Origin of the sequence: Mesorhizobium sp. ESP-6-4 (genome assembly GCF_020164735.1) — a bacterium.
Taxonomy (GTDB): Bacteria; Pseudomonadota; Alphaproteobacteria; order Rhizobiales; family Rhizobiaceae; genus Mesorhizobium.
On record NZ_JAIUGS010000008.1, the window covers coordinates 127,828 to 140,302 of the forward strand.

Genomic DNA, 12,475 nt, shown 5'->3' on the forward strand with positions numbered 1-12,475 from the left:
GAACGTCACGCATGCAACCGCGGCGCGATCGGCAACATGACAACTGGATCGGCGCCGGAATCGCCGCGCGGACTACCAGTCCGGCGCGAACGCATAACCAGCAGAGCGGACGGTCCGGATCACATCGCTTCCCACAGATGCCCGAAGCCTTTTGCGCAACCTGGCAATATGAACGTCAACACCCCTTATGTCGGTTGCGGCGGCGTGCTCAGGCCATGCGGTCGCGACCAGTTCCTCCCGGCTGAAGACCTTGCCAGGTTGCGCCAGAAGGCTGCGCAAAAGCTTGAATTCGATCGGCGGCATAACGATTTCTTTTTGCTTGAAGAAGGTCCGGTGGGTCTGTCGGTCCAAGCGGAAATCGCCCTGCACCAGATCGCCTGTCTTGGTTTCGCGCGAGAGCTTCGCGACACCTGCTTTGCCATGCAGCCAGGTCAAAAGCTGCTCGGGCGCGAACGGTCGCGAAAATATCTCGTCGACGCCCGCCTTGATAAGGTCCAGGTGCAGTTTGCCGGAACGAGGCGCGACCAAACCTGCAAGGGGCGTTGCTCTTGTCGCCTCGGACGACTTCAGCGACAGGCATTGCTTGGCGATTGCGCGGTCGCCCGGATGACAGTCCAGGATAACGGCAAGCGGCGTTTCGGCCTTAATGGTCCGCGCAACCTCCTTGTCAGCCGTGATCAGGCGGGTTTCGAAGCCGGCTGCGGAAAGGATGTGCCCGAAAACCAGAAAGAAATCCGGGTCCTTCGAAGAGATCAGGACCAGCGGCGTCATGAGTCCATCAACCCAATGCGGTGCATCATAGCGCTGACTACCGCGCAATTGGGCGCGATGACAATATCCCCTGGCGGGCAAGCCTTCAGCTGCCGGTGCAATCAGCCTAGATTTTATCCGCAAGTATGACGCCGCTGATGCCATAAGCGCGGCGCGTCTGCTCAATAGCCTCAGGCGTGACATCGATCAGCAGCGCGATGATGTCGCCATCCGGATGCTCGAGAGCATTGCCGAGTTCGAAAAGCGTCCAGCCAAGCGCACGCAGGCGTTTCGGCCAGAATGTTTCGCATACCACGCTGATCTGTCGAATCCCCAGACTTTGCGCCGTCTCAAGAAGGCCGCACAGAACAAAGCCGGCGATCGGCGATGACGCTCCGTGCGTGCGAAGCGATGGGACGACAAAAAAACGCGTCCATTCGAAAATTTCAGCCGCTCTCGGAGGCGTGCCGCCGGCGAGAACTGGGAAGACCTCGCTCATGAGATGCGGCTCCAGCGTCGGAACAAGACGCGAGCCGCCGACGATCTTGCCGTTGGTGTCGAGCGCCAGAACATAAAGCGCATGCTCGTTGTCGAAGGCGTCGATCTCGATGTTGATGGGCCGGGCGACGGCGCGCCATCGTCTATGCTTGACGTAAATGTCGTACCGGATGCGAAAATAGCGCTCCAGCACTTTTCTATACTGCTTCCTGTTTTCCCAGGTGACCAGATGAATACGGACCATGACGCCTCCAAAAGTGGAGGTCGTAGGAAAACACGCTTCATGCCCGTATGATGGTATTCAGGTATTGCTAAATCTGGATTTCCTGTCGCCGCAGAGCTTTGACGATGGCATGCGAGACGTTGGCTGCATCGAGCTTGCCTCGAATGTTGCGCTGATGGCTCTCAACCGTGTTCCTTGTGACGCCCAGGATGCAGGCGATGTCTTCGTTCGACTTGCCTTCGGCGCTCCACTCCAGGAGTTCGCGCTCGCGCGGCGTCAAGGGCGCGGCCTCAACGGACTGGCCGGATTCTTCCAGCCCTGACAGGCGTCGGAACGTATGCACGCAAAGCGTCTCGATGAACGGCACGACGCTCGGCGCTATTTCAATGCGATCGCCCGCTGCCGTGACGACGCCTGGGCCCGCCAGCGGCACGTGGACGGGAACACAGAGGCCTTGGCCCATTCCGAAATCCGCCGCTTCGTCCATCACCAGCTTTGCGCGCGCAACAAGCTTTGCCGGCGGCAGTTCCTCCCACAGGAACGGCTTCGACGAATGCCGGCACTGCGCGACGCAGGGATCATGCGAAAAGTAATCCTCTGACATGTAGCGAAGATACCATTCGGGCGGCCAACCATCGACCAGGATCTCTCGCTTCCAGTCGGTGTCGTGCGGCACCGGCAGGCCGGTGATCAGAAAATAACGCAGGCCATAACGCTCGATGGCAGAGCGGAACTCTTGGAGGATACCATCCACCGAGCACGCGGCATCGATCCTTGAGATCGCTGCAAACAACCCGACAAGACTATCGATCTCCATCGGCAGACCTCGACAAGAGTCAGGCCCCGTCCCGGCCAGAAACTTACGGTCACAGATGCGATATATTCAATGGGACTTGCGCCGAATGTACACTTCAGGAGTCAATTAGCTGGCACAAAGATAAAGAGCCTGAAAGCCGTATCAATGCTGGCTGAACAGACCGCGCTTCATTCCGCTGACTTCGGGGTCGTCTGCTTTGTCCCGCGGACTGCTCGCCGATTCGATGGAACGGCCGCGATCAACTCTTGCGGCTCCACATCCAAAGCCTTCGCCAGGATCTCGACTGTATCCAGCGTGGCGTTTCGCCGACCGGCCTCGACGCTGCTGATATAGGCTCGCGTGCGGCCCGAAACGAAAGACAACTGCTCCTGAGACAGTTTTCTTTCTCTCCGTAGCCGCTGCACGTTCAAACCAAAAACGCCGCGAAGTTTCATCAAACAACGGATGCTACGACGCGCACTATGGTGCGACACACTATAGTGCACATTCCGCATTGACAGCGGTGCTGTTGGCTGTTTGAAACAACCAGCGAATTCATCGTTTCCTGACACAGGAATAGCCATGCCGAGCCGGCCGTTTCGCGACCTCGCGCACAACAGTTCCGTGCATTCCTCAGGCGACATTAGCCGACCCGGAAGGGAAGAAAGCCGGGTTCTGGAATTCGTCTGCATCCGATGCGGTGCCGCCTACCCCGCCGATATCACCATCGACTCCAAAGGGTGCGCGCGGTGTCAGGAGACCGCACCCGCAAATCTTCGGCCGGTTTATTCGGATCCTCCCCCTCATCCTCTGGACGGCGCCACCGCCTCGCGCTCGCTATGGCGTTTTGCGCATATGCTGCCTTGCACAGCCGCGGATGCAGTGAGCCTTGGCGAGGGTTTGACACCGTTGCTTGCCGCGCCTCGCATCGGCGCGCTTCTCGGCGTGCCCAACCTCGCAATCAAGGACGAAGGCCGGAACCCGACCTGGTCGCATAAGGACCGCTTCTCGACCGTCGCGGTCAGCGTGGCGCGCGCACGTGGCGCGAAGACCGTTGCGACCGCGTCTTCTGGCAACGCCGGCGCCTCGCTGGCGGCCTACGCTTCCAGAGCCGGGCTGAAGTGCGTTGTCACTACTTTCGCCGGGTCGGCCGGCGCGATGCTGGCGCAGATCCGAAAATATGGCGCGACGGTGCTGCCCTTGGTCAACAAAATGGACCGATGGTCGCTGCTGGAACAGGCGGCTGCCCGCTATGACTGGTTCATCGCCTCGCCCTATCACGGTCCGGTCGTCGGCAGCCATCCGCTCGGCATCGAGGGCTACAAGACGATCGCCTACGAGATCGTCGAGCAATCGGATGGCGCGGCGCCGGACTGGTGCGTCCTGCCGGTCTGCTATGGCGATGCGTTGTCCGGCCTGTGGGCGGGTTTTTGCGAGTTGTACGCCCAAAGGACCATCACGCAGCTGCCCCGTCTCGTCGCCGCGGAGGTGCACGGGTCGTTGGCGGACGCCCTTGCCAGCGGTGCCGATGCCTTGAGTGAGCGCAAGATGCTCTTCGACAGTCTTGCCGTATCGATCGGCACGCCGCGCAGCACGTTCCAGGCTTTGAAGGCTCTGCGCGAATCCGGCGGGCACGCGGTCCCCGTCGACAATCATGACCTGATCGCGATGCAGGAACGCCTTGCGCGCGACGAAGGAATCTTTGCCGAACTGGCATCGGTTACGCCGCTGATCGCCATATCGACGTTGAAGGACCAAGGGATCATCGCAGCCACCGACCGCGTCGTGGCTGTTGTGACCGCCAGCGGTCTCAAGGACCTCGATCGGTCCACTGAATCGAACGGACACGATCGAATCTTCCGGACGACCCAAGACGCCTGGCGCTGGCTCGACAAAAGCGGGTTGGATCTCGCCTCATAGATTCTCCACCGCACCGATAGCCGAGGGCACTGCACTTGCTGCCTGGGTTTTGAGCACATCGTCGAGACTGCGCCGCAGCCAAAGAAAGCGCGTCCATTGCGTCTCTGCCGCCGGTGCGATTGTCGTCAGCGTCCTCGGCTCAGACGGTTCCTTGCAGGGCCAGCCAGGCAGGGTCGCAAGCCAGTCGTCATTGTAGACGGTCTCGGCATGGCGATGGCCTTCGTCAGGCATGATGACCGCGACCTGTGCGTCCGGAAGGGTCGTTGCAACCCATCGCGCCACCGACGCGGCGGCGCCGCTGGTCGGCCCCATGAAGATGCCATGCTCGCGCAGCAAACGGTGCGCGCTCAGATACGCCGGATAGGCGCCGACCCAATGAATCTCGTCGACAAGCTCATGCCTGACGTTTTTCGGCAGAACGCTGTTGCCCAGGCCCCGCAGCATGCGTTTGCCGACGGGCTGCCCGAACAGAATGCTGCAATGGGTATCGACGGCAAACACCGTCAGATGGGGAAAGACCGTTCGCAGAAAGGACGCGGTGCCGCATAGCGAACCGCCCGTCCCGACGCAGCCGACCAGACAATCGACCTTTCCCATTGCCCGGATGAAAAGTTCAGCCAGCCGCGCGTAGGCAAGCCAGTTCCCCGGACTGTCGTATTGGCGGGTCCAGAAGCCGTCCGGCTCCGTGGCCAGGATTTCCTGCAGGCGCTCGAGCCGACCAGGCTGATTGCCGTCGCCGCGTGGATCGTCGAGCGCTATGACCGTGGCGCCGATGCGCTCCAGCCGGGCTTTGTATTTGGCATCGATAAGCGTCGAAGCGGTGACGAGGGTAAGGCGATAGCCACGCGCCGCCGCGAGCAGCGCCACCGCCATGCCGAACGTGCCGGACGTCGTCTCGACGATGTGGGAGCCTGCCTTCAATTCGCCATTCGACGCAGCCCGATCCAGAATGTAGCGGGCCGGCATCAGCTTCATCAACGGAAAAGCCGCCGCCACCAGATTTGGCGCCAGGCGAGCAAGGCGTGGGGTCTCAAGGTCCCTGAAATAGTCGACTGCGAGGGTCACCATGTCCAGCCCTCCGCATTGACTAGATGGACCTCGACGTCCTTGAAGCCGGCGCGTCTTATCTGTTGTGCGGTCAAAGCTGCCCGTCGCTTCAGGTTCGATGCGAAAAGATCGAAAATCAGACCAAACAACGAGCCGCTATGGGCGACTTGCACCCCGCAGGCCCCGGCTCGCCTGGCGATTTCGGCGATCTCGTCGAACCGTTGTTTCGGCAAGTGCCGTTGACTGATCACGGCGCTGGCCGAGGCGGCGCGTCCGAGAAGATTTGGGTCCTGACGGTAAACCGCGCGCGCCACCAGCGCCCGAAGCACGCCGAATTCCTGGATTTCGGCACTGTCGTAGCGCGCCGGCGGCAGCTGCAATGTGTCGACCGGGACGCCGCCATTCGCCTTGAACCCGACCAGTAGCAGCGGCGGCAGCGAGCCGCCGAAATTGTCGATCACCGTGCCCTCGCGTTGCGCGAACAGGACCGCATGCTCATCGAATGCGATCGCGTCGCTGGCGCGCTCGGCGGCAACGGCGAGACGCCCGATGCTCGAGGGCCGCAACTGGACCTCGAGGGCTGCGGCGACAGAGCGAATGGAAGCGACGACGTCCGCGGTCGATGAGCCGTAGCCGTGCCCCACGGGAATCGAGCTTTGAAGTGTCAGCACGCCACCACCGGTCACATTCAAGAAATCGAGTGTGAGCCGCGCGGCTGCCGAAGCCTTGATCTTATGATCGGGGTGGACAATGACCGCATCGCCGTCGGTTCTGGCAAAGGTCGCCTCGGACCTCAAAGCGACGATCGGCAGCGTGACCAGCCCGCGATGAAGGCGCCCGCCATCATCCTTGAAGACGCCCTGGATGAGCTCGCCGTGATGCGCAATCGCCGCCCCCGTCCCGATCGCAGACCGCAGCGTTTCACGGCTCACAAGATTGCCGGCGCCAGCCATTTTCATCTCCCCCGCGCTTTCTCGCAGCGGAGGAAGATGGCGCTGACGGGTCAGGCCCGCTCTCAATGAATTCCGGCATTGACGGCTTCCTGTCGAACGAGCCGGCCGGGAGGCGGGGGATCGATGGTCAGGCGGCGGAGCCGAGGTGCCTCAGCGGCCGGCCAACCGAAACCGCTTGCGCTGCAGCCATGATACCTTGCGCATCGATCCCGTAATGCCGGTAGAGATCGGCGATCGTACCAGTCTGGCCGAAATGCTCGATGCCCAAAGCGCGTGTGCGGTGCCCATGGACCGACCCCAGCCAGGCGAGCGTCGCGGGGTGCCCGTCCAGCACTGTCACGATGGCGCAGGACGCCGGAAGACCGGCAAAAAGGCGCTCGACATGACTTGAAGCGCGTGGATGGCCGTACTGGCGCGCCCGGGCCGCGGCTGACCAGCCGGCGTTCAGCCGATCGGCCGAGGTCACGGCCAGAAGCCCGACATCGCGCCGATCGCCGGCCATCAATCCCAGCGCCTGTATCGCTTCCGGCCCGACTGCGCCGGAATAAGCTATCACCAGGTCGGCGTTTGGCCCGGGCGGGCGCAGCCAGTAGGCGCCATCGACGATGTCGCGCGCCAGCTTACTTTCCATCGGGCGTGTCGGCTGCTCGATCAAGCGCGTCGAGAGCCTCAAGTAGACCGAACCTCCGGTCTGATCTCGCAGCCAGGTATGGTCGTCAGGCTCGGCTTCGCCGGTACGCTGCATGTAGTCGAATGCCCAACGCAGGATGATTGCCAGTTCATCGACATAGGCAGGCTCGAACGTCGCCAGACCGTCCTGCGCCATGCCGATCAGCGGCGTGGCGATCGATTGATGCGCTCCGCCTTCTGGAGCCAGCGTCACACCGGAGGGCGTCGCCGCCAGGATAAAGCGGGCGTCCTGGTAACAGGCATAGTTGAGCGCGTCGAGGCCGCGCTCGATGAAGGGATCATAGAGCGTGCCGACCGGAAGCAGTCGCTCGCCGTGGAGCGAGTGCGATAACCCGAGCGCCGAAAGCATGGTGAAAAGGTTCATCTCCGAGATGCCCAGTTCGATATGCTGTCCCGACGGCGCAAACGTCCAGTTGAAGGTGGAGGGAATGCGCTCCTGGCGGAAAATGTCCGCCTGGTCGCCGCGCGCGAACAGACCCCGTTTGTTTACCCAGGCGCCGAGATTGGTCGAGACGGTGACGTCGGGGGATGTCGTGACGACATGGCTCGCAAACTCGCTGTCCGATTTTGCGATCTCGTGCATCAAAAGCCCGAAACCTTGTTGTGTCGACATGGCCGGCTGAGCGCCGAAGCCGATGCGCGCTGGCACCGGAACAGCTGGGGCTTTGTGACGACGCGGGGCTGGCTGCGCAAAAGGCGACGACGCGAGGAAGGATCGTATCGCAGCCTCGTCATAGGCAAGGCCCTCGAAAATGTCCCATTCGCGGCCCTCGCGGACTCCCATGCCTTGCCGCAGCACGTCGACCTGCGCCGGTGTCATCAGTCCGGCGTGGTTGTCTTTGTGGCCGGCGAGCGGCAGGCCAAAGCCCTTGATCGTATAGGCGATGAAGCAGGTCGGACGATCATGTCCGCGCGCTTGCTCGAAGGCATCGATGATGCTCGCCAGATCGTGGCCGCCGAGATTTGCCATCAGGGCCGCAAGCTCATCGTCGCTGCGCTTCTCGATCAGACGGCTGACCGGTCCTTGATCGCCCAGATCGTCCAGCAGGCGCCTGCGCCAGGCAGCGCCGCCCTGGAAGGTCAGCGCGGAATAGAGCTGATTGGGGCATGCATCGATCCAGGTCCGCAGCTTTTCGCCGCCCTTTTCCTCGAAGGCGGCCTGTTGCAACGTCCCATGTTTCAGGATCACCACATCCCAGCCGAAGTTGCGAAAGATGGATTCGAAACGCTGCCACAGGCCTTCGCGCACTACCGCGTCGAGGCTCTGCCTGTTGTAATCGACGACCCACCACGTGTTGCGCAGGCCATGCTTCCAGCCCTCGAGAAGCGCCTCGAAGATATTGCCTTCATCCATTTCGGCGTCGCCGAGCAGGGCCACCATCCGGCCTTCCGGCCGATCGGTCTTCCAGCCTTTTGCCGTGACATAATCCTGGACCAGGGACGAGAACAGGGTCTGCGCCACGCCCAGTCCAACCGACCCGGTCGAGAAATCGACGTCGTCGATATCCTTGGTTCGGGACGGATAAGACTGCGCGCCGCGATAGCCACGAAAATTCTGCAGCTGCTCAACCGTCTGCTTGCCGAACAGATATTGGATGGCATGGAATACCGGGCTGGCATGCGGCTTGACGGCGACGCGGTCCTGCGGCCTCAGGATCTGGAAATAGAGCGCCGTCATCAAGGTCGACGCGGACGCCGACGACGCCTGGTGGCCGCCGACCTTGAGGCTGTCCGTCGACGCCCGAAGATGATTGGCGTGATGAATCATCCAGACGGCCAGCCAGAGGACCTTGCGCTCAAGCTCGGAAAGGATCGTCATTGTCGGCTCCTGTGAAATCGCGGCTCAACGATACCTGCGTCGATCTTCCGAATGTGACTATTCTTGCGCAAACCGATCGATCATATTGGCTGCTCCAGCCAATAACGACGCCCAAACGAGGGAACGATGCCAAATCCAGCGCTTGATGCAATCGACCTGAAGATCATCGCCGCGCTGCAGAAGAACGCCAAGGCGACTTCGAACGACCTCGCCGAAGCCGTCGGTCTGTCGCCCTCGCCTTGCGCGCGGCGCGTCAGACTCCTGGAGAGCGCCGGCGTCATCAAGGGCTACACCGTGGTCGTCGACCAGAAGAAGCTCGGTCTGCCGATCAGCGCTTTCGCGTCGATTAAGCTTGAACGGCAACGCGAGGACGATCTCGACCGTTTCTCGCAGGCCGTGCTGCGCTGGCCGGAGGTTGTCGACTGCTATCTGATGACCGGCCAGCGCGATTACCTGATGCGCATCGTGGTGCGCGACCTCGAGGCCTATGAGCGGTTCATCAAGGACAAGCTGGCGCGGCTGGACAACATCGCTTCGATCGAAAGCAGCTTTGCCCTGGGCCAGGTCAAGCGCTCGGAAGTGCTGCCCATTTGAAGGAGCAAGTATTCTGCGACGGGCCTGGCGGCGGCAACTGAAGCGAGGCTGGGCACCCGTCACCTACCCCGATAGTATTTCACCCACAGATGCATTCCCCTCGTGCCACACGCGAGAGCTGCGGCAATCCCTATTTCGGCCTTGCCGACACATGTCAAACAAATTTGCCAAGTGCCGACAGGTACTCCGTTATCCGACGTTCAGCTACGCTGGGCACCATCAAGATTCCGGCTGCCGTGGCTGTAAGGGACGTCGGCCAAGCAAGCTTTATTTCGCTGCTCGATAAGAATCGGAAAGCGCTTCTTCACTTCGACGTAAGCTTCCACGCCGCTTTGTTCTCCGCCACCTCCAGGATTGCCGTTGGATAGCCTATCGCAAAGTGTCGGCCCAGGCGCTGCGAGGCTCGCTCAAATTTTAGTGGCGCGTGGCAATCTGCTCCGTGTGGCCCCGCAGTTCGGTCGTCAGCGTCCCCGGATGAATCGCGGGTTGTACAGGAACGCAAAGCAATCCAAGCGCTTTCCAAATTGACAAGCGGTCGAATTGCTTTGCTTGCGGTGATGCCGGCTGTCAATTTTTGGCGTCGCGATGATATGCTTACTACTGGCGACATAGGCGGTCAGCGATCATCAAGGGTAGTCTGCGTCCAAGCGGCGAAGACCGCCGCCAGTCACGGAAATCCGTAACCTTCATTGAGCGCTCGGTTGCGCATGCAGAGATAGGCTCAACCTTGCCAGCTTTTCTCCATGCTCGTTGCGGATTTCGATGAACAACTCCTGGCCATTGAGGTCCTTAAGGAATTCTCTCGTCAGGTCTACCAGACCTTCTATGGCCTGATGACGCGCGCTCCCGATCCCATCGCATTCGATGCCTACCTCATCCTTGAGGACAACGTCGCGATCACCGCTATCAAAGAAGTATCTCGCCATCGCACCAGCTCGCCATCAGAATGTTATTGCGGTCCTTTGATGCAAGTAGGTGGCGTCAAAATCTCCGGCTCGGACGAGCCCGGCCCAATCAACAGCATGAAATCGGGTGCCCTCGGTAAATATCAGCCCATTGCGTCGTAGCTCCTGAAGCACTCGGTTCACGTGGACGGTTGACAGGCCCAACGCGTCGGCAAGGGCCGCCTGCGTGACCGGGAGATTGGCTACATGATCTTTGATAACCCCCATCGAGTGAAGGCGAACGATCAGTTCGCACAATATGTGAGCCATACGAGTATAGGCGTCGCGCCTTCCAACGTTGGTAACCCATTCTCGGTATATTGCTGCGTCGATCAGCGTCGAGCGCCAAAATATAGCGGCTATGGAGGCATGTCGGTCGCAGATGGCTCGCATGGCATCATGCCGCATGAAGCCCAGACTGGCGCGCGCGAGCGATGAAAAGGTGCAGTCCAGAACCGAGAGATGCATACCGTGCAGATCGGGAATATCTCCCGGAACAAAGAAGGACGTGATCTGCCGTTTGCCGTCGCCGGTAAGCTTGGTGGATCCCACCAAGCCTTCCAAGACCACAAATGAATGGGTGGGTCGCTCGCCCTCGCGTACAATATCCTCGTTTGCACGACACTCCCTCTTTGAAAGCGGAATGCCTTCTAAAATAGCTATATCTGACTGGGTCAGATGGGAGATGTTCTGAAGCTTACGGATCAAAACGTTCGGGGAAAGGACATGTGCCAAGTTGGGTGACCGGGTTGAGTTGCGTACCGAACCGGGATCAGGCGCTAATGTTCCATTTTGGCGGGCGGCTTTGCTGCCAAGCGCGAGCTTGGCGAGATGTCCTACGAGCGCAGTCTGGGCGGCCTCGGCTTGTTGGTGATGGCTTTGGCCTCTCGGACGAGCGAAGACCAATTCGTGCCGAGTAGTGAGACCAACTCTCGCGCTTGTTGCCTCGGTAATGCCGGTTTCTTCCAGAAGCCTCTGCACGAGGTCGCGGCCCGAGGTATCGGCTTAAGCGTGGCTCCAGGAGGCGTGACCCCAAACCGGGTTCAACGATACCTTTTGATATTCGTTACGCTCTATGCCGTTGATTTTTAAAGGGTGCTTGCTGCGCACAATTCCAAGCGCCTGATTGGCTCTTGTTAAGCGGGCGACCAGATGAAACTGTTTTTCTTTGCCCCCGATGCCTACCTAGGGTGCCGCTCAAGGCCGATTGGACAGCGGGGCTGAACGACGTCAGTAAATTCCCACCGCAATGATCAGCATGATACCGATAACCGCCAAGGCCATGACCGTGATCATTGCGGCTTCAAATAGGTCGCCGCCGTTTCTTACGTGGTTTGTCATGCTCCGACCCGCGCGTCCGCCCAATCCTCTTTCTAAGCTGAGTGCTAAGCCGAAATCAGTTCCTGCGGAATCACAATTGTTAGCAGTAGCTAAAAACGATTCGAAGTGGCCTGAGGTGTTGAAGCCGGTGCCGTTAGAGAGACGAGCAGCGAGGACGGGAACAAGCCCGCCTCGGATCGGGCAGGCCTCGTTCATGTGCAGATGCAAGGAGCTACACGCGAGTATTAATCGCCGAAGAGGTCACTTGACACTGACTATTTGCGACAGGGTAGCGTCGAGCCTTTCGACCTTGAGGTGACAGGCTATGGCTCGGATTGGTTACGCTCGCGTCAGCACGGTTGATCAGGACCTCGAAACGCAACTCGCCAAGCTAAAAGCTGAAGGGTGCGAGGTCATTCGGTCAGAGAAGGTGTCGGGCGGCAGCCGCGACCGCCGCGCCGAACTGGCAACCGTTCTAGAGTTCCTCCGCCCCAGGGATGAATTGATGGTGACGCGCCTAGACGGCTTGGCCGCGACACGCGTGACGTCCTCAACCTGATTTACGAATGCGAGCAGAAGGGCGCGTTCGTGACCGTGCTCGACCCGCACGTGTCAACGCGGGGAGAAATGGGTCATATCGTGCTTACCGTGCTTGGTATGGTCGCTCAGATGGAGCGTCGGTTCATCAAAGAACGACAGCGCGATGGCATCGAGCAGGCCAAACGCGAAGGCGTATATAAGGGCGGCAAACGGCGCCTGGATAGAGGGCAGGTGCTGGCTCTTCGTGATCAGAACCATAATCCGACGCAAATTGCGAAGTTGGTGGGTTGCTCGCGGATGCAGGTTTATCGAATTCTGAATGAGCATGGGACGGCAAGATAGGCGACGCGCCGCCCGCTTCGGATTTAGTTATTTCTGGCT

The 12,475-nt window shown here is 60.4% G+C and carries 12 protein-coding genes and 1 pseudogene; 3 read left to right on the forward strand and 10 right to left on the reverse strand.

Annotated elements, in window-relative coordinates; genetic code table 11:
• Positions 1-72: 72 nt before the first annotated feature.
• From LB523_RS17185 to LB523_RS29385, 4 genes are all read right to left on the reverse strand, one after another.
• On the reverse strand, positions 73-771 hold the full coding sequence (locus LB523_RS17185; protein ID WP_224604934.1) for a winged-helix domain-containing protein: 699 nt from the start codon (positions 769-771) through the stop codon (positions 73-75).
• Positions 772-877: 106 nt separating this feature from the next.
• Positions 878-1,441: an acyl-homoserine-lactone synthase gene (locus LB523_RS17190; protein ID WP_318011968.1), complete on the reverse strand. Its 564-nt coding sequence runs from the start codon at positions 1,439-1,441 to the stop codon at positions 878-880.
• 118 nt (positions 1,442-1,559) lie between these two features.
• Positions 1,560-2,264 (reverse strand): LuxR family transcriptional regulator, encoded by a 705-nt coding sequence (locus tag LB523_RS17195; RefSeq protein WP_224604935.1) that lies wholly within the window; start codon positions 2,262-2,264, stop codon positions 1,560-1,562.
• A gap of 191 nt (positions 2,265-2,455) precedes the next feature.
• The gene (locus LB523_RS29385; RefSeq protein WP_318011969.1) at positions 2,456-2,959 is read right to left on the reverse strand and encodes a helix-turn-helix transcriptional regulator; all 504 of its coding nucleotides are present in this window, start codon (positions 2,957-2,959) and stop codon (positions 2,456-2,458) included.
• Between LB523_RS29385 and LB523_RS17205 the strand changes: the two genes are divergently transcribed.
• Positions 2,850-4,187, forward strand: coding sequence for a threonine synthase (locus tag LB523_RS17205; RefSeq protein WP_224604937.1), 1,338 nt, complete (start codon positions 2,850-2,852; stop codon positions 4,185-4,187). The two genes, LB523_RS29385 and LB523_RS17205, sit on opposite strands and share 110 nt — an antisense overlap.
• Here LB523_RS17205 and LB523_RS17210 read toward each other — a convergent pair.
• The 3 genes from LB523_RS17210 to LB523_RS17220 form a co-directional block, all read right to left on the reverse strand.
• Positions 4,182-5,255, reverse strand: a complete 1,074-nt coding sequence (locus tag LB523_RS17210) for a PLP-dependent cysteine synthase family protein (protein ID WP_224604939.1) — start codon at positions 5,253-5,255, stop codon at positions 4,182-4,184. The two genes, LB523_RS17205 and LB523_RS17210, sit on opposite strands and share 6 nt — an antisense overlap.
• Positions 5,249-6,187 carry a kinase gene (locus LB523_RS17215; RefSeq protein WP_318011970.1) on the reverse strand — a complete coding sequence of 313 codons (939 nt, stop codon included), beginning with the start codon at positions 6,185-6,187 and terminating at the stop codon, positions 5,249-5,251. The genes LB523_RS17210 and LB523_RS17215 overlap by 7 nt, the downstream gene beginning before the upstream one ends.
• A gap of 127 nt (positions 6,188-6,314) precedes the next feature.
• Complete coding sequence (locus LB523_RS17220; protein ID WP_224604952.1) at positions 6,315-8,696, reverse strand: transketolase; 2,382 nt, start codon at positions 8,694-8,696, stop codon at positions 6,315-6,317.
• A gap of 126 nt (positions 8,697-8,822) precedes the next feature.
• Here LB523_RS17220 and LB523_RS17225 point away from each other — a divergent pair, with 126 nt between their 5' ends.
• Positions 8,823-9,290 (forward strand): Lrp/AsnC family transcriptional regulator, encoded by a 468-nt coding sequence (locus tag LB523_RS17225; protein ID WP_224604955.1) that lies wholly within the window; start codon positions 8,823-8,825, stop codon positions 9,288-9,290.
• 686 nt (positions 9,291-9,976) lie between these two features.
• On the opposite strand, the gene LB523_RS17230 is transcribed toward LB523_RS17225, so the two are convergent.
• The 3 genes from LB523_RS17230 to LB523_RS17240 all read right to left on the reverse strand — a co-directional run bounded on the left by LB523_RS17230 (position 9,977) and on the right by LB523_RS17240 (position 11,770).
• Positions 9,977-10,216 (reverse strand): DUF6894 family protein, encoded by a 240-nt coding sequence (locus LB523_RS17230; protein ID WP_140695510.1) that lies wholly within the window; start codon positions 10,214-10,216, stop codon positions 9,977-9,979.
• A 15-nt stretch (positions 10,217-10,231) separates the two neighbouring features.
• Complete coding sequence (locus LB523_RS17235) at positions 10,232-11,215, reverse strand: Crp/Fnr family transcriptional regulator (protein ID WP_224604958.1); 984 nt, start codon at positions 11,213-11,215, stop codon at positions 10,232-10,234.
• A 249-nt stretch (positions 11,216-11,464) separates the two neighbouring features.
• Positions 11,465-11,770: a hypothetical protein gene (locus LB523_RS17240; protein ID WP_224604960.1), complete on the reverse strand. Its 306-nt coding sequence runs from the start codon at positions 11,768-11,770 to the stop codon at positions 11,465-11,467.
• A gap of 109 nt (positions 11,771-11,879) precedes the next feature.
• On the opposite strand from LB523_RS17240, the pseudogene LB523_RS17245 reads away from it, so the two are divergent.
• Positions 11,880-12,436, forward strand: a pseudogene (locus LB523_RS17245) (recombinase family protein).
• The last annotated feature ends 39 nt before the right edge of the window (positions 12,437-12,475 follow it).